Genomic DNA, 25,061 nt, shown 5'->3' with positions numbered 1-25,061 from the left:
TGCCATTAGAGCACACAAAAAAGATTATAAAAGGATACATTATGAATATGAGAACAATCAAAAGTGAACTATCAACTGATATAGTTTACCATGAAGAAGAACAATATACCGAGAAGCAACTAATAGAGACTTCTTATTTTGCTGCTCGTGATTATATCATTCACGAAACAGGTATATATAAATTAGCAAAGAGCAACCCAGCCAAAGACAAAAAAGCTAATTACTACTGGATTAAAATTACAGACTATTATATTTATCCTGTTCAGATTCTATCCACAGTGGATTTAGAAGGCGATAACAATGATGCTAACAAAGATATTAATAGCATGTATGTTAATGTAGCTTTTAAAAACATCCGTAATGAAAAGAAAATTCTTTCTATTCCACTCGACCAATTTTCTGATCTCAAATCATCTAAGCTAAAAAAGGCCGGGTATCTTTTACCTTACAGCGATAATCAGCAGTTAAAAGAGATACAGAAAGCAGTGAGCACCGTCCTTGCTACTGCTCAGAGTCCTTATAAACGTTTGGATGGTAAAATCATTGATGATGAAAACCAGCTCATTGATTGTTTACCTGCTTACACAAAGCGAGGCTGGATTGTTGATAGCCTGATACACATAAGAGAAAGCCATCCACAATTCGTAGGTGTGTCCAAGACCAGAACTAAACGTGTTGGTAATGCTTCTATACAGATCACCGTATTCCAAGAACTGATTAAGTCCTCACGCCTTGCAAGCATATTTATATCTGTTGCTTTTGCTTCCTATACAAAGGGGCTGATACGTAAAACAGCCAACTTCTCACCTATCTACAACATTTTCGGTGAGAAGGGTAAAGGGAAGTCTACATTAGAGGCCATGATAGCCAGTATTGAGGGAGCGCCTAACCGTGAGTATGGTCTTATCAGAGACAGTAAGACCACGTTCCCCGGACTCGAAGAACTCTTGGCATCTTACACCAATGGCTTTTTCGTCATTGATGAGATTGATGATATGTTCCGTGGTAGCGCCAGTGATGCGATCTCTAAGCTCATGACTATTGCTAACAATGGTGGGCGTTCCAAGTATGATAAAGATACAGAAGTTTCAGAAGGTAAAATGTGGAACAGTATCTTTTTCACTACCAGTAATAAATCCCTTTATGAACTAACAAGAGGGGATATGAAGCAAAGCGCCATTGACTCACGTATCTTTGAGTTTGACGTAGAAGATCCAGAGATAAACATCTTTGGTATTAACTTAGAAGAAGGGCGTGGTGATGTTGTTGAATGGTGGCTAAACCAGCTTGACCAGAATTTTGGTCATTTATACCCCCTTATTATTGATTATATCGTTAAGCATGTAGATGAGTTGAGAACTAATATTTATGCTTATGAGGGTGAGTTAATAAATGACCCTAACTATAAAATCATTCATGATGAAAGAAGAACCATTCAGACAATAGCACTTTCAAAAATTGGTGCTGATATTGTGGGAGCTATTCTTGGTGAAGAATATGGCATGATTTGCCATGAAGCTATTGATATACACAAATCAAGATTCTCAAATAAGGACATTCCTCAATTTGATGTAAATGAGAAACATTGGGATAATATGGACATTCTCAAACTCATGATCAACGCCAATAAAGCTTCTTTTGTTTGGGAAACTTACGCTTATTCTGATGATGATTCCTCTAACAGAGTAGCGGCTCAAAAATCAGAAGCGAAGCGTTATTCTGATATGGCTCAGTCAAAAGGTAATGTTTTAGGTATTATTCATTTGAATAGCCCTATGGAAACACCAAATGATTTTGATGGTTATGTTATTTTAAATACGATGGGTGATGAACACCTAAGACGTTCATTCAAACTCGAAATTACAGAGCTTGTAGCTTCTGCTAAGAAACTTGAACTCTATGATACTAAGCGAGTCAGGGGAGCAAAACAATTGCTTCTTGGTTCAACATCTACCCGTGAAAAAACATTTATTCTTAAGAACAGACCTGTTGTGATTGAAACAGAAAGCGAAGAGGCCAAAAATGCGCTTCTTGACGAAGCTTTTATTAACAACTCTATTGATAGTAAAGCTGATCTTGAGGAAATCATTAAGTATGCGCACAGCAATGTTGATACAGTAGTAGATGGAGAACCATTAGAGTTAGACGATGATTTTGTGCCTTTTTGATTATTGATTAGGTTTAACTTTAGCCTCGTTTATGCGGGGCTTTTTTACGCATAAAAAAAGGCCGGGAAAATCCCGACCATACAATATAAAAAGATTTTTTCCTCAAATGGAGGAAATACATTATGAATAGATTTAAATATACATCTTAACCTTGTTAAAAGCAACTTTTTTAAAAGAAAATAGTATAGTCTATACTAATCTATACTTGAAAATGTTATTATTATGGTGTATATAAGAAGGAGAGAGAACATAGAAGGAGTTAAATATGAAAGATTTAAATTTGATTGAAGAATACAATTACGATCTCTTTTTGGTAAACACCTATGAAGAAGTTGTAGATTTAATAAAAAAGGGCGCAGATGTTAACTTTGTGAACTACAAGGGGTTTACTCCGCTTTCAGTGGCGCGTAATGTTGATGTAGCTAAGGCTCTTGTAGAACTTGGTGCTGATGTTAACTTTATGAATAATGAAGGTGAAACACCTATATTTCACAATAGTAATATTGATGTAATCAGGTATCTTGTTAGCTGTGGCGCTAAAATCAACCACAGAAACAACAAAGGCCAGACAGTGCTTTTTAAAACCAACAAGCTTTTGAATGTTGCCCGATTGATTAACATGGGCTGTAATCCATTCCTGAAAAGTGCTGATGGTCATTATCACTATGAAAACATGACAATGGCAGACAGAAAAAACTACAGTCAGTTTATAGAGGTATTTAAAAATAACGTAAGAAAAAAGAATGAAGAAAGAATGTTATTGAGCGCTTAAATTAATACTCCTTCTCTCTGACCCGCTTAATTGCGGGTTTTTTATTTCTATATTATTGACCAATAAGAATTAATTTTGTATATAAAATACATCACATTTTAATTATTAAGGAGAATATTATGGAAAACTTCCCAAAAGAACTATTTACTTCAAAAGATGTTGCCGGGTTTGAAAAATATATTATAGATAATGGCATTGGTAAGGATGATTGGCTTACAACAAATCATCACACCTTATTATTATACACGCTACTTTATAAAAAATATAAAGAGTATGAAATGTCCAAAATGCTTGTTAAATATTTTGATATAAACAATCAGGACAGAGAAGGTAAAACAGTTCTATTTCACGCTGTTATAATGGGTAATGTTCCAGCAGTTAAGTTTTTTATTGTCAATGGTGGCGATGTTTTGATTAATGATCACAGTGGAAGAAAAGCCGCTGATTATGCTGCGATGTTAGACATTGAAAACAACCAGACAATTTCTCGTATGTTGTTATCAGAAGAAAATAAGGCTAAGAAAAAGGCTTAATCATGGATATAAAAGAAGCGTTAATTACAGCAATAAAACAGAATCGAGGTGATATTATCTATGATCACTTCATGTTTCAAACATTAGAAGTTAAACTTAATGCCCTTATTTACTTAATCAGGGTATTGAAAGAAGACGAACAAGGTAATCACTTTATCAATATAATGATTCAGTTAATAGCAAAACCTGAATATCTGAATACTGTTGTTGATACATTAACGCCTCTTCAAGAGGCTGTTATACAGGATAAACTTTCTTTCTTTAACTTCCTGTTAATGAATGGCGCTTCACTTGAAAAGCGAAATAAGCAAGGTTTGAGCGGGTATGATCTCATATTGAAGATTGGTAATGACCGTTTTTTAGATTTTATCATTCAGTATGAAAATGTTCTGACAGAAGTTTATAAGTCCAGAAGATACAAATAGAAAAAGCGCCGGATAAGCGCTTTTCTAATACTACCAATTCAACATTTTATATAAAAGGATACTTTATGTTTGACACCTGTTTTCATTATTAACTTAGAGTATTAATTAATTTCCAACCGGATAAATATTAAGTAATCAATTTCTATTAGCCTGTCAATCGTAATTTAAAAATTTTTTCAAAAAAGTGAAAAAAGTAGTTGATCGTCATAAACGAAATACATACGATAGTTCACATCGAAGCAGTCATATTTGCTTCTGATAGTTAAATGATACGTAGGTTCAGGCTTTAGCCCTCCATCTTTCGATAGATGGGTATCAACCAACCGCCGGAATGGTTCCGGCCTGTTCCATCTCAATGATGGGGCTGATCTAACTATCAGAAGGTTGGTTTATGACTGTATCTATCCAAAACACCCCATCATTAAGCTTAAAGCCCCTCTACATGTGGGCTGGCGGCAAATCTAAGCTACTCAAAAGCTACCAGACCTATCTACCAGACCTGAACAGCGTAAGCGCATACGTAGAGCCATTTTTTGGCGCTGGCGCTCTCTTTGCGTCTGTTAAGTCTACCTACAGCCATATCCCGGCAATCATCAATGACGTAAACTCGGAGCTTATCGCTCTACTGAACACTATCAAGCATGATCATGATGAGCTGATTACCCATCTGCAGGAGCTGGAAGCCGTCTATCTTGGTTATCGTTCTCTGGAGGTGAGGAACTACCACTTTTACCGCATCCGGGAACAATACTGGAAAGCTGATATTGGATCCGTCCGGGCATCTGCTTTGCTCTTCTTTTTGCTCAGAACCGGCTTCAATGGAATCTGGCAGGTTTCACGCAAAACAGGCCGCTACGGAACGGCTGCAGGACTGCTTAACCATACAACAAGCCTCTTTGATTACTCTCTACTGAAAGAGTGGCATACCGCCCTGCAGGAAACATCTATCCAGTGTGGCTCTTATGCTGATCTCGATGTGCCGGAAGGGGCTTTTATCTACTGTGATCCACCTTACCGGGCGAGCTACGCCGATTATGGCCATGCATTCACTGATGAAGACCATCAACAACTGATCTCATGGTGTCGTAAGCAACAGGAACGGGGCTGTAGTGTCTGGTTAGCTAACCGTGAGGCTAATGATGGTTTCTTTGAAGAACACGCCTCTGATGCCTCTGTAGTGCGTTTTGACATTACCTATACGGCAGGAAGACGTAAGAAAACAGCGAATGGCTATGAGGCCGTTAAAGCTACTGATTTGCTCCTTATGTGGAGTAGGCACGAACACACCCAAAAAGCAGCGTAATTATTTTTTAACAACAAAAGGAAAATACTATGAAAGAAGATATTTTGAACGCGATTGAAAGTAAAGTTAGTCCCTTGATAAAAGTTTGGATGAATGATGGAAAATCATCATTAAACATAAATAAAGAGAGATACATAAAAGACAGCATTGATAGTAAAGAAGATGTTGATATAAAACTTCTCGCTGTTAAGTATCTTTTACTTGAGTATGTTAATGAATATGCTCCTGATGATTACATTGAAGAAATGACAGAAAGGTTAAATCGCATGTTTGATGATGTAAACCCTATGTGTTCTCTTTTTTATGGTGTTTTTGATATCAGAATGGTTAGCTATTCATTCGAATATTATCTTTCTCATTTCTATTACATGCTGATGGTTATTAGCGGTGATAGTGAAGATGTAGATTATGTGATGAATCTTATTAAAAACAAAGAGGAAATAAAATGAGTTATATGTCATTGAATGTTGTAAGCATCCAGATTAAGAAAGAAAATGCTGAAAAACTCACCGCTTGGGTTAAAGATTTTCAAAACATATGTGAATATGGAAGTGCATCAAATATAGATATTATTAAAAATAATAATAGAGAAGAAGATGCTCATTATATAAAAACGAAAAGATATAGGAAAGAATGGTTTGATATTTTCTTTGAATCATCTGATGAACTTAATCATTTCTATCAAGAAATTTTTTCAGAAGGGATTGCAAGGATGTTTGATTGCTATGTAAATATTAGCTCAATAACATCTTGGTGCTGTCCTTATCACGAGTCATACACTATGCATATGAATAACTGGTATGAACCGTTTTATAAGAACTTTACAGGAGATGAAAGTAAAAGATGGCCTCGGCATATACATATGTATTTTAGCGATTGGGTTGATCTAGAAAATATTTAGATAACAAGAAGGAACATTGAATGAAAAAAACAGATATTATTTTAAAAAATGAGCAAAGCCTCGTTCTTAAAATAGCAACCATAACAACTAATATGTTGGCAAAATACATTTATGAAGGAATAAAAAAACTTGATGGTGAGAGTTTAGCTAAATATGAAGACTTAGCTGGGTTTCAATCTCATGAGGAAGATATAGATGTTTATGAAGTTTTAGAGGATATAGAATCATATCAAAATGACGTTATAGATTCATTAGAAACAGATAGTTTTTGTGAAAATATAATAACTAACTTTTATGGGAAAAATCATGAATATGAAGCAGTCCATTTTGACACAGAAGAAGAGTTAAACGAGTTTCTTTTAGAAGAAGATCTATTTATCATTAATGACTCTTTAATTATTAATGATGTTTCCGATGATTTAGATGCTTGCTCACAAGTTTTGGAAATGCTTGAAGCTGATAAATGCGATAACGATGAATAAGAGAAACATTATATGAAAAAAACAGATAAATTACTTAAAAAGAAACTGATTAAACAGATTCAGGCAATCAGTGATAACACACACAAAAGCTTTTCAGCCTTTGCTTTTGCGGCAGCTACCGCCGCAAGGGATACAACCCGGCTTTATGTCTCTGAGATCGAAACAGGAGATTTCTTGGTAAGGCCGGATGTATACGCAAGAACACGCTACAGCAAGATCTGTGATGCCATAGAGACATACATAGAGCTGGTATCAGTCTCTGAGCCGTATACAGACCTGTTAAGCGATGTATTCCATCAACTACAGCTTGATTACGCACCACAGGCCAAGAGAACAGGACAGTTCCATACACCACGTTCGTTAGCTAATGGCGTTGCGAGATTTGTGGGTAATACGTTCTACAAAGCAGAACTTGATTTGTGTTGCGGTATGGGAACGTTAGCTCTGGCAAGGGGAAGATACGCTCTGGAACAAGGCAAGAGTATTTGTGTAATGAAAGGAGTAGATATCGATCCAACTTCTATAGCAGCGTGTTTTGCTCAGTTGGCATACAACAATCTAAAAAATCCGGTTTTTCATTTGATAGATTTAAAGTGCATGAACGCTGTTATGTATTATGGCGATGAATGGGATATTCACTATCGAATTAAACTTGATGATAAAGAAGTAGATAATAACGATAAGTGCTTAGATATGGCGATAGGTTGAAGAATAACAATGAACAAGAGGAGCATTAAATGAAAAAAACAGATGAATTACTTAAAAAGAAACTGATTAAACAGATTCAGGCTATCAGTGATAACACACACAAAAGCTTTTCAGCCTTTGCTTTTGCGGCAGCTACCGCCGCAAGGGATACAACCCGGCTTTATGTCTCTGAGATCGAAACGGGTGATTTCTTGGTAAGGCCGGATGTATACGCAAGAACAAGCACCAGTGCTATCTGTGATGCCATAATGACATACATAGAGCTGGTATCAGTCTCTGATCCGTATACAGACCTGTTAAGCCCTATCTACAGTGAACTCATACTTGATGGAGCGCCACAGGCCAAGCGAAACGGGCAGTTTTACACACCTGATTCTGTAGCTACAGCCGTTGCCGAAATGATGGGGAACAGAGTCAACATCATAGAGCTTGATATGTGTTGTGGTATGGGAGCTTTATCACTCGCAAGAGCTAAATACAAACTGGAGCAAGGCCAGCAGATAACCAAGATGATTTGCATAGATCTTGATGATGTGGCTATAGCCTGTTGTTTTGCTCAGTTGGCGTACAACAACCTAATGAATACGGTGATCCACTCTATAGAGCTATGCTGTAGAAACGCTATCACTGATTACAATCAAGGTTATGAAACGACAATCAGTTATCGTTTAAAGATTAATGAAGCTAAAAAATACCGTCAAGAAATGGAATATTTAGATTTAGCAACAGGGTGATAAACCCTGTTTGCGACATTGATAACTTAATTATCAGTTGTGATTATTAAGTAAGATTTAGTATGCATTATTAGAGAGTGGCGTATTTACTGGGTTTAAAGCGGCTACATCAAATGCCTTTAAAATAATAGCATCGACTCTATTTTTTAATTTATCGTTATCTATTGACTTTCTCTTTATTTGTTTTAATTACAAATGTGAGGCTATCAATAATGACACCTCGCTAAATATTAACTAATGAATAATGGAGATTGTTATGAAAAGAACAGAAAAGTATTTTGAAAGAAAAGCAGACCAAGTATTAAAGGCATTATTTGGAAAGTGTAATTTAGTTTTATTAACAGGTGATACTGTTTTATGCGGTAAAGTTGTTTCTGAATTGAAAGCTAAATCCTCATTAGAAAGGAAGGTAAAAACACCCAAACAAAACACAAAGACTATTTACAATCATAGATCAGAGTTGATTTTTGAATATGATATTGAACATCCTAAGTTTTCAGACTGTAAGAGTGTTGAAGTAGTATTCATTGAAAGAGCTGATTATACCTATAGAGATGGTGATATAAATATAGCTCTTGATGCTTTAAAAGATAAAGATATAAAAGTTGTTTTAACATCCAATAAAAGCAGAAAAGAAATTGCTTACCTCTTAAAAAATAGACCTATGAAGACTATTGAAGTCAACTACCTTGAAAACAAAGCTTCTAAGAGAACAGCAGCAAACAAAGAAGCTATAGAAGCATTTGACACGGTAGAAACGTTCCCTGATGAGATACCACTCCCGGAAGTAGATAACGATGATGTGTTATCGGAACAGGCAATTAATGACATGCTTAACATGTATACTGAAAAAAATAACACTGAGACTGATGATTTATTAAATGAGATTTCATATCTTAAATCTCAACTAAAGGAAGAAGAGGAAATATCTAACTGTGGAAGAAAGTTATTAGAAGAGGCTGATGAATTTATACAGGGATTGATTGCTGAAAATAAAAAACTAAAAGAAGAAGTTAAAGAACATTCCATTGATTTATTCAGATTAGAAATGATTAATGATTTGAATGAAAGTGATTCTACTATGTATAAAAAAGAATACAATCAATTAAAGGATGAGAAAGAAGCTTTAACGTTAAGAATAGAAACTCTGGAAGAGGAAAAGAATAAAGCAGATGAGGATTATGATTACATTGTTCTCGAAAACATGACTCTTCAAAGTGAAATAATAGGTTTAGAAAGAAAGATTGAAGAATTAAAAAAAGAGCATGATGAAAAGATTAATAGTCTATATGGCGAGTTAGAGTATATTATAAAAAAGAAGAAATAAAGGAAGTGATTATGAAAAAAGATTATGAGCACTTAGAATTATCGGAAGAAGACGATGAGATCTTACTTACTTGTGAGGATGATGATTTTGAAAATGAATCCAGTAAGGAAATGACCTTTGATGATTTCATTAATAAACAGTTTGATTTCATGGCGGCTTTTAGTCTTGGTTTTCTTATGGTGTTGGCGTTCATTATATACTTGCCGTTCTTATTATTATCAACAACCGGGTTTGCTTTTTACAAGATGCTCAAGCAAGTATTTTAAATAATTAAAGGAGGAGGTTTAACTATCTTCTCTTTTTTAATTTATTTTCTCAATTAAACTTGACTTATAGTTAAAATATAATACAACATATCTATGAATAGAAATATTCATTACATTATAAACATTAAAAAAGGAAAACATTATGAAAATAGAAAACATACAAGAAGAAATAAAATCAGCATTTGAAGATAAAAGAATAGTAGTTGTGCGTGGTGGAAATATGTCTCACAGAGATGAGATTATGTTAGGCTTGAAGGATTTAAATATTGAAGGAATAGATAACATAGTTTTCTATAACGATTCTAATATTACAAAAGCTGCTCTCAGACGAGTAATGATGGAATCTATAAACACCTTATTTGTTTTTGACCATCTCGATATTAGTATATCTGAAAAAACTTATGACAAGCACTTTGGCGGAGAGGTAGATCAAATAAGAGGTATAGGTTATAGCTATTTTGCTATGGTTAACGATAACAGTTATGCAAATCGAATATTTGAAAAGCCATCTAATAACAACAAGGTTTTATCATTTACGAATGATAAGGTTTTTTTAAGTCCATATCTTGAACAACACACGAAAGAAAACTATGGCATAGAAGTTATCACAATAAAATAATAAGAGGAAATAAATTATGAATACAGTAAATAAATATATAAAAAATAAAACAACTCAAGTTAAAAAAGCTATATACTCAAGCAAAGTAATTATTTTAACAGGTGGAGAAGCCACAGGTAAAACTTCAATACTTAATCTATTGCGTAATAGCTCATCTAATACCAGATCAGAAAAACTTGATGCATGGAAGACTAAAGCATTTGGTTTAACATCTACAAAATTAAGTATTAACACAATCATCATTGATGGTATAGAACGTGATTGTCTTTTATTAGATGATTCGAGATTAGAGATAACTAAGCTTCACGCTCTAATGGACTATTTACGCTTTAAACATATCAGACTTGTTCTTACAACAACACTAAACCCTAAAGAGTTTAAAGAGCTGATTGGACATAAGCAGGTTAAAACATTTGTTTTAGAGCATGTTGAAGACGACAGTAAAGAAGACAAGGTTAATACGCTTATGAATATGATTGCTAAAATTGAAAACGAGTTGAAATCCCTTAAATCTGAACTGGCTAATGTTTAAAGTGATAAAAGATTTTATCAAAATGGCGAAACAAGGGGCATAAGCCCCTTTGTCATTTCTGGAGTAGCACACCAATGTAAGACTCTCGTATTCACCCTCGTAACAAAAGCAAAAGTTTACCATTGAGACGATATTTGATATTGTTTCAGTATCGCATAACGAGGTCATAACGATGATGTCAGGTCTTGATGGTGGAAATTTTATCCTTAGCTCAATGGCTAAGGAAAGGGTCAGATCAGGTCTACTTGATAGAGCAACAATACAAGGCTCTAAAGGCGAGTATACCGTGATTTTTGATGGTTCAGAGTGGGAAGGTAAGCCATTAGTCTTATGTAGCTCAAGACAGCCATACGAAGCACGGCTCTTCAAAAGCATTGATGGTGCGGTAGCCGAACTAATGCGCATAGGTTTAAGTGAAGCTTCAATCAAAAACACCACCAAATCGAACAATAAATAATCAGGTTTAACATGGATATGCAAAAAGAAACGCTTTTTTCAGAAGTAGAAACAGCTAACAGCAAGCAGCTTGCTGTATTAAAGGCTAACTTCCCACAGTGTTTTGATAAAAACGGGGCGTTCATTCAAGAGAAGCTACTTGAGATCGTCAAATCCTCGGATGTTGAACTCTCTAAAGAATCATACAGCTTAAACTGGCTGGGTAAGTCCTATGCCCGGCTGTTGGCTAAGGAAGGTGCGAATAAGCGGGGAAATTCTTCTCGGCTGACTCAGTCATTTCATTTCTTCATGTTTGAGCCGATTTTTTCTCCCGTAAATGCCTTGAATCAGCCTATTTAGACCGTTTCTTCGCCATTTAAGGTGTTATCCCCAGTTTTTAGTGAGATCTCTCCCACTGACGTATCATTTGGTCCGCCCGAAACAGGTTGGCCAGCGTGAATAACATCGCCAGTTGGTTATCGTTTTTCAGCAACCCCTTGTATCTGGCTTTCACGAAGCCGAACTGTCGCTTGATGATGCGAAATGGGTGCTCCACCTTGGCCCGGATGCTGGCTTTCATGTATTCGATGTTGATGGCCGTTTTGTTCTTGCGTGGATGCTGTTTCAAGGTTCTTACCTTGCCGGGGCGCTCGGCGATCAGCCAGTCCACATCCACCTCGGCCAGCTCCTCGCGCTGTGGCGCCCCTTGGTAGCCGGCATCGGCTGAGACAAATTGCTCCTCTCCATGCAGCAGATTACCCAGCTGATTGAGGTCATGCTCGTTGGCCGCGGTGGTGACTAGGCTGTGGGTCAGGCCACTCTTGGCATCGACACCAATGTGGGCCTTCATGCCAAAGTGCCACTGATTGCCTTTCTTGGTCTGATGCATCTCCGGATCGCGTTGCTGCTCTTTGTTCTTGGTCGAGCTGGGTGCCTCAATGATGGTGGCATCGACCAAGGTGCCTTGAGTCATCATGACGCCTGCTTCGGCCAGCCAGCGATTGATGGTCTTGAACAATTGGCGGGCCAGTTGATGCTGCTCCAGCAGGTGGCGGAAATTCATGATGGTGGTGCGGTCCGGCAAGGCGCTATCCAGGGATAACCGGGCAAACAGACGCATGGAGGCGATTTCGTACAGAGCATCTTCCATCGCGCCATCGCTCAGGTTGTACCAATGCTGCATGCAGTGAATGCGTAGCATGGTTTCCAGCGGATAAGGTCGCCGGCCATTACCAGCCTTGGGGTAAAACGGCTCGATGACTTCCACCATGTTTTGCCATGGCAGAATCTGCTCCATGCGGGACAAGAAAATCTCTTTTCTGGTCTGACGGCGCTTACTGCTGAATTCACTGTCGGCGAAGGTAAGTTGATGACTCATGATGAACCCTGTTCCATGGCTCCAGATGACAAACATGATCTCATATCAGGGACTTGTTCGCACCTTCCCTAACCTACCACCGAAGACGTTGCTCACCGAAGATAAAGACCATAACCAACTTGAAGAGAACAAGAACAGTCAGAATCTGTTAATCAAAGGGGATAACCTCGAAGTATTGAAGCATATGGTTAATGCTTATGCTGAAAAGGTGAAGATGATTTATATTGATCCGCCATATAACACAGGTTCTGATGGGTTCGTCTATAATGACGATCGCAAGTTCACGCCTGAACAGCTTTCTGAGCTGGCTGGTATTGGTCTTGATGAAGCTACACGCATTCTTGAATTTACTACAAAAGGCTCAAGCAGCCATAGTGCATGGCTGACGTTTATTTATCCACGTTTATATGTAGCTAAAGAATTAATGTGTGATGAAGGTGTTATATGCATTTCGATTGATGAAAACGAACATTCCCAATTAAAAATATTGTGCGATGAAGTTTTTGGTGAGCATAATTTTATCACTGACTTTGTGTGGAAGAATAAAAAGGGTGGTGGAAATGATTCTGTTCATGTAGCAATTGAACATGAGTATATTTTAATGTACTCAAAAAATAAAAGTAGTCTTGAGCGCTTGTTTGAAACGTACAAGCCAGAGTATTTGTCAAGATACAATCAAGAAGATAATGAATCAAAATATTATTGGGACACGTTTAAAAGAAAATCAGGGAAACAATATTATCCAATAACTTGCCCTGATGGTACAGTGCTGGAATATGATGATAACGGTAATAAGATTAGCTGGCTTCGTTCAAGAAATAGATTTGAAAGTGATTTAGAAAAAGGAGACGTCAGATTAATCCAAAAGGAAGATGGAGGTTGGTCCGTACAATTTAAACAACGATTACCAAAAGGGAAAAAACCAAGATCAATTCTCATTAATGAAACTTTACTTGATAAATCAGGTACAACTAGCGATGGAAGTAGTGATTTGTTAGATTTGTTTGATTTTCATCCATTCGATAATCCAAAACCTTTAAAGCTACTATCTGATTTGATTAACATAGTTGTTTCTGATGGCGATTATGTTCTTGATTTTTTTGGTGGTTCAGGTTCAACAGCTCATGCAATCTTAGAATTGAACAAAAATGACAATGCCTATAGAAAGTTTATATTGGTGCAAATTGATGAAAAACTGAAAAATGATGATTTTGCGTACGATAAAGGATATAAAACAATCTTTGATATTACAAAAGATAGAATCATCAAGGCCGGAGAAAAAATAAAAAAAGCAAATCCAGATTATAATGGAGATATTGGTTTCAAAATCTTTGAAACAGTAAATGATTTCCGTGCGAAAAATGAATCAGAGCTAACACTTTCTAACCTTAGTTTCTTCGATGATGTTGTATTGACTCCTGAACAGTATGACACCTTATTAACTACATGGTGTGTGTATGATGGTAGTTTGTTAACAACACCAATTGAAGATGTTGATCTTGATGGCTACAAAGCGCACTTATGCGATGGTCGTCTGTATATGATTGCGCCTAATTTCACCAGTGAAGCACTGAAAGCTTTACTTCAAAAGCTGGATTCAGACAAAGACTTTGACCCTAACAAAGTCGTGTTTTATGGCAGCAACTTCGAAAGTGCGAAACAGATGGAACTCAATGAAGCACTAAAAAGTTATGCTAATAAAAAATCTATTGATTTAGATTTGGTGGTAAGGAACTAATCATGTCTAAAGGGTTCACATTCGAAAAGAATTTACCTCATCAAAAGGCTGGCGTTGATGCGGTGATGAATGTCTTTGTATCTGCCATACCTCATCAGACGGATAATGTTGCTATTCGCCTGTTATCTAATCCAGAACTGAATCTGTCTGAACAGCAATACTACAACAACATAAAAAATGTTCAGGAGTTCAATGGTATTGAGCATTCAAAAGATAATTACGATGCTAAAAGCAACGTCATTGACGTTTCTATGGAGACAGGGACGGGTAAAACCTATACCTACACAAAAACCATTTTTGATCTGAACAAATCTTTTGGCGTTAATAAATTTATTATTATTGTTCCTACCCTATCGATAAAGGCCGGGACAGTTAACTTTTTAAAAAGCGATGCTTTAAAAGAGCATTTTAGAGATGATTACGAGCGTGAACTAAAGACTTATGTTGTTGAAAGTCAGAAAAGCTCTGGAAAAAACACAAAATCGTATATGCCTCAAGCTATTCATGATTTTGTTGAAGCAAGTAATTTTAACAAGAAATATATACACGTCCTTGTAATCAACTCAGGTATGATTAACTCCAAGTCGTTAACTGACACTTATGATGTGGGTTTGTTTGATAATCAGTTTGATACGCCATTTGCTGCTCTTAGTGCGGTTAAACCATTCATTATTATTGATGAACCTCATAAGTTCCCGACAGCTAAAAAAACATGGGAAAATATTGAGAAATTCAATGCTCAATATATCATCCGCTATGGCGCAACCTTTAGTGAAGGCTATAAAAACTTAGTTTATCGTCTCACCGCCGTAGATGCATTCAATGAAGACCTTGTTAAAGGTATAGATGCTTACATTGAAGATATGATTGGTGATGGTAATGCCAGTCTCAGATTTGTTAAATCCGATGGGAAAGAAGCCACTTTTGAACTGAATGAAAATGGCAACAAGAAAAAATTCAAATTAGCAAAAGATGAATCACTATCTAAAACACATAGTGCAATTCATGATTTAACGCTGGATGCCTTGAACAAGAGCACGGCAGTGTTGAGTAATGGTATTGAACTAAAAATTGGTGGTTCAATAAACCCCTACTCTTACGATCAGACGCTCGCTGATAACATGATGCTTAAAGCAGTCAAAGAACATTTTAAGTTAGAAAAAGAGTATCTGACACAAAGACCACGTATAAAGCCTCTTACTCTATTCTTCATTGATGACATTGAAGGGTATCGTGATGGTAATGATATTGCCGGAAGCCTGAAAACTAAGTTTGAAGCGTTCATTTTGGCAGAAGCGAATGAACTGTTAAAAACAGAAAAAGATGAGTTTTACAGAAACTACCTTGAAAAAACTGTTAAGGATGTATCTTCTGTTCATGGTGGTTATTTTTCAAAAGATAATAGTGATAAGGATGATAAAATTGAACAGGAAATCAACGAAATCCTTCATGACAAAGAGCGTTTATTATCTTTAGATAATCCTCGCCGTTTCATTTTCTCTAAGTGGACATTGAGGGAAGGCTGGGATAACCCTAACGTATTCCAGATTTGTAAGCTACGTTCGAGCGGTAGCACCACATCTAAACTTCAAGAAGTAGGGCGTGGGTTGCGTCTTCCAGTGAATGAATACATGTGCCGAGTGAAAGATCGCAATTTTACACTCAACTACTATGTTGATTTTACGGAAAAGGATTTTGTCGATTCTCTTGTCAAAGAGGTCAACGATAGCTCCTTCAAAGAAACTGTTCCAAGTAAGTTTACTGAAGAGCTTAAGGTTAAAATCCTAACTAAGTATCCTGAGCTTTCATCCAGAACGCTCATGAATGAAGTTTTTGATGATGAAATCATTGATGATAATGACAACTTTAAAGATTCTGATGCCTATAGTCGCTTAAAAGCCAAATATCCAGCGGCATTCCCTACTGGGTTAAAACCAAGCAAAATCAAAAAAGCCACTGATGGGAAAAAACGCACTAAAATGCGTATTGGCAAGTTCACTGAACTGAAAGAACTTTGGGACCTGATCAATCAGAAAGCAGTTATTGAGTACAAAATAAACAGCGAGCATGAGTTTTTATCCATTTTCAAATCATTCATGCTTGAAGAAGCAGATAGATTTACTAAATCAGGCGTTCATACTCGCATAGATAGGATTTACATCCATAATGATACGGCGATGTCGAAAAGCATTATAAGTGATGATGATAACTTTGCTAAACTCAACACAATGAGTTATCGAGAATTTCTTGATAACTTATCACAAACCATGTTTGCTAAACATGATACTTTGCATAAGGTATTTTGTTATATAAAGGATACTATAAATATCACTGACTACCTGAACATTCAGACAATCAGAAAAATTAAATCTGGGTTTAGTAAATATCTGCTTAACAATTCGTTTAACAAATTCAGTCTTGGATATAATGTTATTTCAGGATCGATTCATCCTACAAAGTTCACTAATGAAGAAGGAAGTCCTCTAAACGAGGTTTTGTCGAGTGATCTTGGTGTATTACATGATAATACGAAACCACCGTTAGATTCTTATCTTTTTGAAGAAGTTTTTTACGACTCAGAGCTTGAACGACTCAACATCACAGATGGAGAGATCCAGTCTGTAGCTGTTTTTACGAAGATACCGAAGAACTCTATTAAAATTCCGGTAGCAGGAGGATACACGTATTCCCCTGACTTTGCTTATGTTGTTAAAACTACAAGTGGTGATTACTTAAACTTTATCATTGAAACAAAAAATGTAGATGGTAAAGATAGTTTGCGGCTTGAAGAACAACGCAAAATTGCACATGCTCAGGCATTGTTTAATCAAATAAGCAAAACAATCAAGGTTGAATTCATGACTCAATTTGCTAATGATGAGATTTATGAGTTAATAAAGAACGCACAAGCTTAGTTCTTAGTGATGAAGGAGGTCAACGCCTCCTTCATCAAAATTAATACATCATGAAGAAACACAGATGAAATACAAAAGCTTAAATGATTTTCTGGATGATAAAAAACGTAAGGAACAGCACAGGAAACGTCTTGCTGATAAGTTGTTTCATACGGTTCGCTCAGGTAGTGATACAGAGATTCAATCTGTTATAAAAGAATGTTCAGAAAGTGGCTTAGATTTTAAAGACGTAAAACATGATTATCTGTTAGAGTATTTTGATTCCTTCCATAACCGCTTTACCCCTCCTTCTATTCCCATCATTAAATTACTTATTAGCTATCAAAATAAAATATCTCACAAAGCCAAATTAGCTTTTTGCCGTAATGTATATTATCGTGGAATTTTAAAAGAAGAAGATTTATATGAAGTTTCTGAATTAATTATAAAATAAAGTCTCAATATAGATTGACTTATATTTAAAATCCCTTATATATTATAATATACACAATTAAATATAAGAGGGTTTTAAATATGAATTCTATAAAAGAGATTAAAACAATAGCTTTAGCGCATGGAATAATAAACGACATTAGAAAAGGCAGGAATCACAATGAAGTTTTCGCAAGTTCAGAAAGAATAGATGTTGATTATTTAACTAAATATTTAAGCGGCAAGCTTGGTAAGAAAATAACAACATTCAAGAAACTTGATGGCATACTTTCATATAGCAAAAGAAAAAATGAAATAGTAGCGGGTTCAGTCTTCTTTTACGCTCCTGAAAATGATCAGGACAGTGAGAAAGAAGCTCAGTTCTTAAAGATGTTAACGTTCAAGTTAGCTCAAAGTAATTCATTCTTCATACATTTTAAAGACCAAAATAAAGGAGGGTTATAATGATATTGGATTCAATTAGTTTTAATGAACACGATTACCACTTAGTTTCTAATACAACAGCGACATACGAAATAAAACTAAAAATAGTCAAAGTTTTACGTGGGCGTAAGTTTGAAAGATTCAGGGTAGATAGTCCGTTTGTCGAAATACTCAAAGTGGCATATGCCCCGGCAGGTAAGAAAAGAGCAAATGAAACAACGAGTATTATTGAGCAAATGAAAGAGGACTTAACAAACATAGTTCTTGAAGAGGCGGTAAAAACACAGGATAAGGCAATGAGTTTTATAAAAGGTGATTCAGATGGAGATGATAAATGATTTATTGGTGTTAGTAAAAACAAGTGCGTTTGTGATGGGGTTGTATTTTTCATGTGTTTATACAGAAAGAACACGAAGAGACATTATAAGGGCGTGGTTTAAAAGGAATATAATAGTTGTTGAAAAGCTTATGACTGTAAGCGGTAGTATAGAAGAAAGCACTTTCAAAAAGGATTGGTTTAATCCAAAAGATTACTTAAAGTTTACGATAGCGACAATAACTATTCTTTTCTTTATACACTTAACAGCAATGGCAGTAGGTATTGATGAAGGCATAATTATCTTGATGATGATACATTTATGGATTTTATCAATGTTAATTATCAGAAGATACAGAAAACAAAAAAGAATCAACGCAAGAACCAAAAGCAGCAGAGAAGCTTTTAATGGAATGAGCGTATTTTTAAACTAATAAAAGAAGGATTACATTATGAATATATTATCAATAGTATCTGGCGTTATAGTATTTTGTTTATTTATAGCGTTTTTTATTTATACAGGCATTAAAATCAAAAACAGTAAGAAATTAACAAAGATATATAAAAATATAGGATGGTTAGGAGTTGCTTTATTAGCTTCATTATTCATATCAGTTCATTTATCAAGAGAAGTTCACATTATTCTATCTCTTATATTTGTTCACTATTTAAAAATCACCTATTCAATGACTTTTATTTTGGGTGTTTTCTTCTTAGGAAAGAAAATCCATTCAAAAATAAAAGGTTTTTTCAAGCCAAAGTTTGCGGCATAAGGAGGTTTCAATGAAAGAACGTAAAAAAGGATTTAGCCTGATTGAAATGTTATTAGTGCTGGTAGTTGCTACTGGAATCGCCGGAGCAACGTTTTACGGGTATAGCAAGCTGCAGGAAGGGTTCAGAACAAGCAACGCTATACGTGATCTGGCAACTATCAGTAAAGCCATGAGCGCTATAACAGCTTCTAAGCCCACTGTAGCTGAAGCTAACAGTATGCTCATCAGTTCAAAGAGTCTTCCCTCTACGATGGTAGACACCAGAACTAACACGCTTGTGAATGCTTATGGCGGTAAGCTCACTATAACGGCTCACAACGGCTTAGACGACTCTTATGATGTGTCTTACTACAATGTGCCACCAAGCGCCTGTTCTACGCTTGTAAGCAGCGGTAGGGTGGTTTACAGGAACGTAAGCAACACCACATCAGGATCTAAGATTGCGGCCACATCCAGCATGGCAGACATAACCGCTTTCTGTTCCAGCTTTAACACCAGTTCAGTGCTTGTTTTTACCAACGCCGACTAACCAAAAGCCCCGACCGGGGCTTGTCTTACCCACCTAACAAAAGCCTAATTAACTAATTGATTTAACTAGTTTTTATTGATAGTGTCACGCCGATCTGGTGCATAACTGACCACTTTTATAATGAATGAGGGTTGAGTATGAAAAAGTTTATGGCGGTTGCGGTTATCGGTATGGCTTCACTTCTGGCTGGTTGTAATGACGGCATTTATGGCGAATACATCAGTAAGCAGTATGGAGTAAGGCTTGATATTCAAAAGGACGTAATCAAGTTTAAAGACAGCACCTTTAATGTTAAGTCGTGGGATGAAAGCCAAAAACCTGTATACATTGCTAAAACACAAAACAATGACATTGGATCTTGGACTTTCAAAATTGAGAAAGTAAAACAGGGCGTAGTTTATCAAGGCGTAGTTTTCGAAAAGGATTAATAAAATGGAAAATAAAACTGTTCGCTGCCCATTTTGTGATCACGAAACAAAACACGGCTTAGGTGTGTGTTTACCTTGCGGAGCAAACATAACATACGGTAAAGCACCGTTATGGTTTGGTCAAATTGGCGCTTTATTATCTGTCGTATTAAGCTTTGTGGTGCTGATTTTTTCAGAGAATATGTTTATTGGTTTAGCTTCTCTATTTGTGTTTTTGATCTTAACCTTTATTCTCTCTAAAACCATCTATTCAGAAAGAGTAGTATTCTCAAGATAAAAGTTTTACAAGCCCCGCTCAGGGGCTTTCTTTTTTTAAAATAGAAATAAATTTGATTTATGCTTTTGTCATAGTGTTAACTTTAAATATTAAAACAATTAAAGGAAAACATTATGAATGACATTCAAAAACTATCAAAACTCATCACTGAAATCAAAAACCCTTCATCACCTTCGAATGCTACAAATCTAATAAAAGGCATTGAGCTATTTACTGGCTTTTGCCTTTATCTCGTTTGTGATGGATTAGCCAAGAAAGATTTTTTATTCAAAATAACATCTGAAATTTTTGATGGCAACATAATCAAAAACATGTCTAAGAATGAGGTTGTTAAATATACAAAAGCAGCAGACGCCGCTTTTCTCTACAGGGACATTATAAAACAGGAAGAAGCCTTTACAGACGTTCTATCAGAGCTGTTTGAAGATCTCTACCTTACGGGTAAGAACGGCGACGGGTTAGGCCAGTTCCTTACTCCTATGGACATTAGCAGCCTTACAGCGTCATTACAGGCAACATCAGGGCAATCAGGAACGTTCTATGAAGAATGTTGTGGCGCAGGCTCTATGACACTGGCAAGGCTCAGAGAACGCTGTAGGAGAGAAGGACACTATCTTGAACAGGCTGTTCAAATGAACGACATAGATCCACTAATGGTTAAAATGGCTATTGTTCAGATTATGGCTCCAGTAGCTTTTAAAGACGTAGATATAAAATCAGTCAAAATATTTAATGGCAATGCGTTATTAAACAACTTAAAAAAATCCTTTAGTTATACCTCTTATCATAATAAAAAACAAAAAGTATAAAATAAATTTGACTTTTTCTTTTTTATAGATTAAAGATTATTAACCAAAACAAAAAAGGAGAAGTCATATGATAAAACACAAAACATTTATAGACGAATTAAAGGCTAAAGCAAAAGTATTATCTCAAGGCGAGGCTGTTATTCTGTTAGACGAAATAAACAGAAGAGAAGGGTTTCAGGCGACAATAGATTTTGTATCTGATAACCTTCCAGCATTAAAAGATAGCTTTATAAATAACACTGTTAATCTTAATGGTTGTAGAAATATTAATTCAGTTTTGATTAATATGTTAATAGCACACTTTCAGAGCGTATATCTAAAATCATTTATACCAACAGCCAATAATAAAACCACTATAAAAAGGATATAACTACACCGTTTATCTGAAACATAAAGTAAAAGTATATTTAACTATATACTTTTATTTTATATCGGTTATAACTATATATATAAACCAAAACAAAGGAGAGCAGTATGAAATACAATAACCCACTTGAGATAGCAACTATAACAACGAAAGTTTTAGCACATTATATTTATCAAGCAATATCAGACCTTGAAAAAGAAGATTATATTAAATATGACAACGCCGATTATATCAAAGACTATTTAGATAGCGCTATTGATTCATTAGGAAGCGATGGTTTTTATACCAGTGTTATCAATTCATATTATGGTATGAATCATGATTTTGGTCATGACTACTTTGATACAGAGGATGAGTTAAAAGAGTATGTTTTAAAAGCTAACTTATATCTTATCAATGACTCTTTAGCTGTTGATGATGTATCAGATGAATATGATGCTTGTGAGCAGGTTTTAGAAATGCTTGAAGCTGACAGAAACGAAAACGATGAGTAATATTAACATAGCCCCGAAAGGGGCTGTTATATGGAGGTGTTAATTATGACTATCATAAAGCAATACTTAATAAAAGAATTTGAAAAGTTAGTAAAAGACTTTGGTTTTAATCCTTTCGAGGGGAGTATTATATTTGAAAGGCCATTTATTATTTCATTGGTATTAGTAATATTAGTTGCTGCCTTTAACAGTTTAAATATACAAGTAGCATTAGTTAATGAATTGGTTTCCGCATTAGGTATCAGTTCGGTTATAGTCATGAGTTATTATGTGGCAAGCAGGTTTTATCTAATGCCATTTCAAATATTATTTGTGCTTTTGTATATTGTGGAGATTACATCATGGGAATGAAAATGATATTCAAAAGGTTTGCTAAAGGATGTGCGTTTATAGCAATTGGTAGTATCACTGCACCTTATCATCTAATTTATGCTCAAATAAACCCGGATGTTTTCTCAAGACTCTACAATATTAGTAAACAGGAGGTAGAGCGAATTAATGATTGGTCTTTAAGTTGGCAAAATCCTTTTATCCATTGTTTTTTGTTCTTTGGTGTGTGGTCTTTAATATTCTGTTTGTTATATGTAGCTTCTAATAAAGCAAAGAGAATTGATTGAAAAGCATATCTACCGTTTGTCGGAAACATAAAGGATTTGTATATTTTACTATATACTTTTACTTTATATCGGTTATAGGTATATACATAAACCAAAACAAAAGGAGAAGTATAATGAAAAAATACATTAATATCTCATTGGAGAAATCACTATATATATTAGCAATATTGTTTTTATTTGTGATTTTTCTTTTAAGGAATATATATACAAACGGAACAGTAAACATAATGGAAATGATTTTAGTAATAGCGGTTTTCTGTATTCCGATTTTCTGTATTATTTCACAAAAGATTAGCAGCAATAAAAATACAATATTTAGACAGTTAGCTTTAGGTTATGGAGTGGTAAGTGCCAGTGGTTTATTTTTTCCTGCGCTCTATTTATACAGCTATATAATGATGAATTTGTTTGGTGCTCACGAGTATCATGAATTAAAGAATGAATTAAAGCTTGATTTACTACCATTTTTAAAAATCTATTTCAATATTGAAAACCCGCAAATCACAAACCTTATAATATTTGGGTTGTTATCTTTGATATTATACCTATTACATAGGAAAACAAATAAACTTAATAAAGGAGAAGTATAATGAAAATAGAACACACAACAGTAATGATAGATAAATCCTTAGATGATGCAATAATGGATTTGAAAAGGAGAGAGAAAATAAAAAGAACAAACGATAATTTTATAGCAATGCTCAAAGGTGAAAAACATATTGTATCTTTTGAAGCGGCACAAGAAGCAGACTTTGAAATGGCTGAAGCTATAATGAGTTATTTTAAAAGTCCAACAAAAGCAAATAACAACATTTAACGAGGTGATATATGGAAAAACAATTTATTAGCTTTCAACAAATCGTGAAGGAGATAAAAGAGCTTGAGTTAAAAAAAAATGAAACTATGTATTTTAATGAGTTCTTAAACATACTTTATAGAGAAGAGTTATTGTCTTATGACGTTGAACAGCATGAAGCATTTATCAAGAGCAATAGAGATTACATTGAATCCTTAAAAAACAAGAGGAGGAGATATCAATCAAGGTTTATTATTGTTGTATATTTAAGAGATATGTATAACGAGCTTAAGAAGCTGAACAGATCTTTAGGCTTGACAACAAGCAATAAAAATATTGAGCTTATTGAAGAATATGAGTCTATCAGCGGTCAGGAAAAAGAATTAGATAATGGTAAAAAGGCTGTTTTCTTGGTTGATATGAAGTATAAAAATAAAAAAGAGATCATAATCAGCATCATGGACGTTTACAAGAACCCTGCTGATTACAGCCCATATGAAGACAGGACAGTATACAGGGAAGTGATTAATACGTTCAGGAGGCCAGTAGCTTACCTAAAGGCTCTACAGCGTGGTTTAGAGGCTTTCGATCAGACAAAAACAAGCGGTATATACTGATATAGACTATACTCGCTGTGTTGAAATCTGGCGTAGAACTAAGGTAATCAGGCACATCAGGGAGAAAGTAGAAGTATAACCAAAAGGCGAGTTTTACCTTATGCCGGAGCTGGAACCATAATGGCAGACCAGAAGATAACAGAGTATAGATTAGTATAATATAGTCTATACTCTTTGTTTTTGGTAGGGCGTTAGCCCTTCAGCACCTTTCCGGCCTTTACCAGTTCCTTTATGGTGGCTTCTGAAAGGATGGCATCATGAGGAAGGGCAGAGTAGATGTTTCCAACTTTCCAGTGTCCGGGCTGTTCGGTTAGTTTCAGGATCACAACTGGTTCAGAGTCTTGCCCCTTTTCATAAATCCAGATTGCTTCCTGTTAGCGTTGGATTGATAATATTGTAGCTCAAATGAACCACAACTAGCAATTACAATATAGACTATACTAATCTATACTACTGTTAATTTGAGATCAGGTATCAAATAGGGTATGGGTTACTATGGGTTTTAGATAGATACCCATAAACCCAAACCAACAAAACCCAAAACCCTTAATTGCTTCCAACACCGCCATTAGCTACACTGTTCTACCTCGATCCTGTCCACCATACAAATCTGTCCACCTTGCTTATTGGACTACTGGACAAGCAAATGGACAGTTTTAAACCCTAATTAGCTGTTGTCCACTGGACAGATCAACGTGTCCACTATACCAAATGGACAGATTGCAAGAGATAAAGCCTTATATATCAAGGCTTTGCGGCTAGCGTCCACTTTGTCCAGTCTGTCCACCCACTACCAGACACACATACTGGACAGCCAAAAAATATAGCTGTCCACTTTGTCCAGCCTGTCCACCCACATAAAAATAACCAACCGGATCATATATGGATCGCTAATATGGGTTATGGGTTGGCGCTATGGGTTGGGTTCTATACTCCCCTAATTTCCC

Annotated in this window: 34 protein-coding genes and 1 pseudogene; 34 read left to right on the top strand and 1 reads right to left on the bottom strand. The window is 35.5% G+C overall.

Translation table 11 applies throughout. The features are described from left to right. Positions 1-41: 41 nt before the first annotated feature. From ACJ69_RS23250 to ACJ69_RS23180, 16 genes and pseudogenes are all read left to right on the top strand, one after another. Positions 42-2,168, top strand: a complete 2,127-nt coding sequence (locus ACJ69_RS23250; RefSeq protein WP_001569500.1) for a DUF927 domain-containing protein — start codon at positions 42-44, stop codon at positions 2,166-2,168. Positions 2,169-2,433: 265 nt separating this feature from the next. Continuing rightward, complete coding sequence (locus tag ACJ69_RS23245) at positions 2,434-2,940, top strand: ankyrin repeat domain-containing protein (protein WP_001569501.1); 507 nt, start codon at positions 2,434-2,436, stop codon at positions 2,938-2,940. A 119-nt stretch (positions 2,941-3,059) separates the two neighbouring features. Next, positions 3,060-3,473, top strand: a complete 414-nt coding sequence (locus ACJ69_RS23240; RefSeq protein WP_059347874.1) for an ankyrin repeat domain-containing protein — start codon at positions 3,060-3,062, stop codon at positions 3,471-3,473. A gap of 2 nt (positions 3,474-3,475) precedes the next feature. Next, on the top strand, positions 3,476-3,898 hold the full coding sequence (locus tag ACJ69_RS23235; protein ID WP_001569503.1) for a hypothetical protein: 423 nt from the start codon (positions 3,476-3,478) through the stop codon (positions 3,896-3,898). A 391-nt stretch (positions 3,899-4,289) separates the two neighbouring features. Next, on the top strand, positions 4,290-5,201 hold the full coding sequence (locus ACJ69_RS23230) for a DNA adenine methylase (protein ID WP_054829969.1): 912 nt from the start codon (positions 4,290-4,292) through the stop codon (positions 5,199-5,201). Positions 5,202-5,230: 29 nt separating this feature from the next. Further along, complete coding sequence (locus tag ACJ69_RS23225) at positions 5,231-5,650, top strand: hypothetical protein (RefSeq protein WP_045351296.1); 420 nt, start codon at positions 5,231-5,233, stop codon at positions 5,648-5,650. Then, complete coding sequence (locus tag ACJ69_RS23220) at positions 5,647-6,102, top strand: hypothetical protein (RefSeq protein WP_054829968.1); 456 nt, start codon at positions 5,647-5,649, stop codon at positions 6,100-6,102. The genes ACJ69_RS23225 and ACJ69_RS23220 overlap by 4 nt, the downstream gene beginning before the upstream one ends. 20 nt (positions 6,103-6,122) lie before the next feature. Beyond that, a complete protein-coding gene (locus ACJ69_RS23215; protein WP_045351300.1) occupies positions 6,123-6,584 on the top strand; it encodes a hypothetical protein in 462 nt (153 codons plus the stop codon). A 12-nt stretch (positions 6,585-6,596) separates the two neighbouring features. Further along, positions 6,597-7,292, top strand: coding sequence for an N-6 DNA methylase (locus ACJ69_RS23210; RefSeq protein ID WP_059347873.1), 696 nt, complete (start codon positions 6,597-6,599; stop codon positions 7,290-7,292). A 29-nt stretch (positions 7,293-7,321) separates the two neighbouring features. Continuing rightward, entirely contained in the window at positions 7,322-8,026 is a 705-nt protein-coding gene (locus tag ACJ69_RS23205) for an N-6 DNA methylase (RefSeq protein ID WP_045351302.1), read from the top strand. 256 nt (positions 8,027-8,282) lie between these two features. After that, a complete protein-coding gene (locus ACJ69_RS23200; protein WP_223229624.1) occupies positions 8,283-9,353 on the top strand; it encodes a hypothetical protein in 1,071 nt (356 codons plus the stop codon). A gap of 11 nt (positions 9,354-9,364) precedes the next feature. Beyond that, positions 9,365-9,619 carry a hypothetical protein gene (locus ACJ69_RS23195; RefSeq protein ID WP_050395484.1) on the top strand — a complete coding sequence of 85 codons (255 nt, stop codon included), beginning with the start codon at positions 9,365-9,367 and terminating at the stop codon, positions 9,617-9,619. A 142-nt stretch (positions 9,620-9,761) separates the two neighbouring features. After that, positions 9,762-10,238, top strand: a complete 477-nt coding sequence (locus ACJ69_RS23190; RefSeq protein WP_059347871.1) for a hypothetical protein — start codon at positions 9,762-9,764, stop codon at positions 10,236-10,238. Between the two features lie 16 nt (positions 10,239-10,254). Next, complete coding sequence (locus ACJ69_RS23185; RefSeq protein WP_001569513.1) at positions 10,255-10,770, top strand: hypothetical protein; 516 nt, start codon at positions 10,255-10,257, stop codon at positions 10,768-10,770. 172 nt (positions 10,771-10,942) lie between these two features. Further along, positions 10,943-11,227: a hypothetical protein gene (locus ACJ69_RS24735; protein ID WP_077257440.1), complete on the top strand. Its 285-nt coding sequence runs from the start codon at positions 10,943-10,945 to the stop codon at positions 11,225-11,227. Positions 11,228-11,238: 11 nt separating this feature from the next. After that, positions 11,239-11,454: pseudogene (locus tag ACJ69_RS23180) on the top strand (site-specific DNA-methyltransferase); the annotation flags it as partial. Between the two features lie 148 nt (positions 11,455-11,602). Here ACJ69_RS23180 and ACJ69_RS23175 read toward each other — a convergent pair. Next, entirely contained in the window at positions 11,603-12,583 is a 981-nt protein-coding gene (locus ACJ69_RS23175; protein WP_000019402.1) for an IS5-like element IS5 family transposase, read from the bottom strand. Between the two features lie 25 nt (positions 12,584-12,608). Between ACJ69_RS23175 and ACJ69_RS25825 the strand changes: the two genes are divergently transcribed. The 18 genes from ACJ69_RS25825 (at position 12,609) to ACJ69_RS23095 (ending at position 24,114) form a co-directional block, all read left to right on the top strand. Beyond that, positions 12,609-14,321 carry a site-specific DNA-methyltransferase gene (locus ACJ69_RS25825; protein WP_233424649.1) on the top strand — a complete coding sequence of 571 codons (1,713 nt, stop codon included), beginning with the start codon at positions 12,609-12,611 and terminating at the stop codon, positions 14,319-14,321. Between the two features lie 2 nt (positions 14,322-14,323). Further along, entirely contained in the window at positions 14,324-17,236 is a 2,913-nt protein-coding gene (locus ACJ69_RS23165; protein WP_059347868.1) for a type III restriction-modification system endonuclease, read from the top strand. 64 nt (positions 17,237-17,300) lie between these two features. Continuing rightward, positions 17,301-17,669: a hypothetical protein gene (locus ACJ69_RS23160; protein ID WP_048242317.1), complete on the top strand. Its 369-nt coding sequence runs from the start codon at positions 17,301-17,303 to the stop codon at positions 17,667-17,669. Between the two features lie 80 nt (positions 17,670-17,749). After that, complete coding sequence (locus ACJ69_RS23155) at positions 17,750-18,112, top strand: hypothetical protein (RefSeq protein ID WP_048242316.1); 363 nt, start codon at positions 17,750-17,752, stop codon at positions 18,110-18,112. Beyond that, a complete protein-coding gene (locus tag ACJ69_RS23150) occupies positions 18,112-18,429 on the top strand; it encodes a hypothetical protein (RefSeq protein WP_001569517.1) in 318 nt (105 codons plus the stop codon). The genes ACJ69_RS23155 and ACJ69_RS23150 overlap by 1 nt, the downstream gene beginning before the upstream one ends. Further along, on the top strand, positions 18,413-18,841 hold the full coding sequence (locus tag ACJ69_RS23145) for a hypothetical protein (RefSeq protein ID WP_059347867.1): 429 nt from the start codon (positions 18,413-18,415) through the stop codon (positions 18,839-18,841). Before ACJ69_RS23150 ends, ACJ69_RS23145 begins: the two co-directional genes overlap by 17 nt. Positions 18,842-18,859: 18 nt before the next feature. Next, entirely contained in the window at positions 18,860-19,180 is a 321-nt protein-coding gene (locus tag ACJ69_RS23140; protein ID WP_048242314.1) for a hypothetical protein, read from the top strand. Positions 19,181-19,190: 10 nt separating this feature from the next. Continuing rightward, a complete protein-coding gene (locus tag ACJ69_RS23135) occupies positions 19,191-19,709 on the top strand; it encodes a type 4 pilus major pilin (protein WP_048242313.1) in 519 nt (172 codons plus the stop codon). 137 nt (positions 19,710-19,846) lie between these two features. Continuing rightward, positions 19,847-20,137 (top strand): hypothetical protein, encoded by a 291-nt coding sequence (locus ACJ69_RS23130; protein WP_048242312.1) that lies wholly within the window; start codon positions 19,847-19,849, stop codon positions 20,135-20,137. A gap of 4 nt (positions 20,138-20,141) precedes the next feature. Then, positions 20,142-20,414 (top strand): hypothetical protein, encoded by a 273-nt coding sequence (locus tag ACJ69_RS25405; RefSeq protein ID WP_128334257.1) that lies wholly within the window; start codon positions 20,142-20,144, stop codon positions 20,412-20,414. 113 nt (positions 20,415-20,527) lie between these two features. Beyond that, on the top strand, positions 20,528-21,223 hold the full coding sequence (locus ACJ69_RS23125) for an N-6 DNA methylase (RefSeq protein ID WP_059347866.1): 696 nt from the start codon (positions 20,528-20,530) through the stop codon (positions 21,221-21,223). 67 nt (positions 21,224-21,290) lie between these two features. Further along, positions 21,291-21,593 carry a hypothetical protein gene (locus ACJ69_RS23120; protein ID WP_048242310.1) on the top strand — a complete coding sequence of 101 codons (303 nt, stop codon included), beginning with the start codon at positions 21,291-21,293 and terminating at the stop codon, positions 21,591-21,593. A gap of 104 nt (positions 21,594-21,697) precedes the next feature. After that, a complete protein-coding gene (locus ACJ69_RS23115) occupies positions 21,698-22,084 on the top strand; it encodes a hypothetical protein (RefSeq protein WP_048242309.1) in 387 nt (128 codons plus the stop codon). Positions 22,085-22,129: 45 nt separating this feature from the next. Beyond that, complete coding sequence (locus ACJ69_RS23110) at positions 22,130-22,435, top strand: hypothetical protein (RefSeq protein ID WP_128334256.1); 306 nt, start codon at positions 22,130-22,132, stop codon at positions 22,433-22,435. Beyond that, on the top strand, positions 22,426-22,701 hold the full coding sequence (locus ACJ69_RS25400; protein ID WP_060615702.1) for a hypothetical protein: 276 nt from the start codon (positions 22,426-22,428) through the stop codon (positions 22,699-22,701). The genes ACJ69_RS23110 and ACJ69_RS25400 overlap by 10 nt, the downstream gene beginning before the upstream one ends. 113 nt (positions 22,702-22,814) lie before the next feature. Continuing rightward, on the top strand, positions 22,815-23,291 hold the full coding sequence (locus tag ACJ69_RS23105; RefSeq protein ID WP_059347865.1) for a hypothetical protein: 477 nt from the start codon (positions 22,815-22,817) through the stop codon (positions 23,289-23,291). Continuing rightward, positions 23,291-23,518, top strand: a complete 228-nt coding sequence (locus tag ACJ69_RS23100; protein WP_001569532.1) for a hypothetical protein — start codon at positions 23,291-23,293, stop codon at positions 23,516-23,518. Before ACJ69_RS23105 ends, ACJ69_RS23100 begins: the two co-directional genes overlap by 1 nt. A gap of 11 nt (positions 23,519-23,529) precedes the next feature. Further along, positions 23,530-24,114 (top strand): hypothetical protein, encoded by a 585-nt coding sequence (locus tag ACJ69_RS23095; RefSeq protein ID WP_048242305.1) that lies wholly within the window; start codon positions 23,530-23,532, stop codon positions 24,112-24,114. Positions 24,115-25,061 lie beyond the last annotated feature (947 nt).

Source organism: Enterobacter asburiae, assembly GCF_001521715.1.
GTDB lineage: Bacteria > Pseudomonadota > Gammaproteobacteria > Enterobacterales > Enterobacteriaceae > Enterobacter > Enterobacter asburiae.
This window is presented reverse-complemented; position numbering and strand designations above follow the sequence as displayed.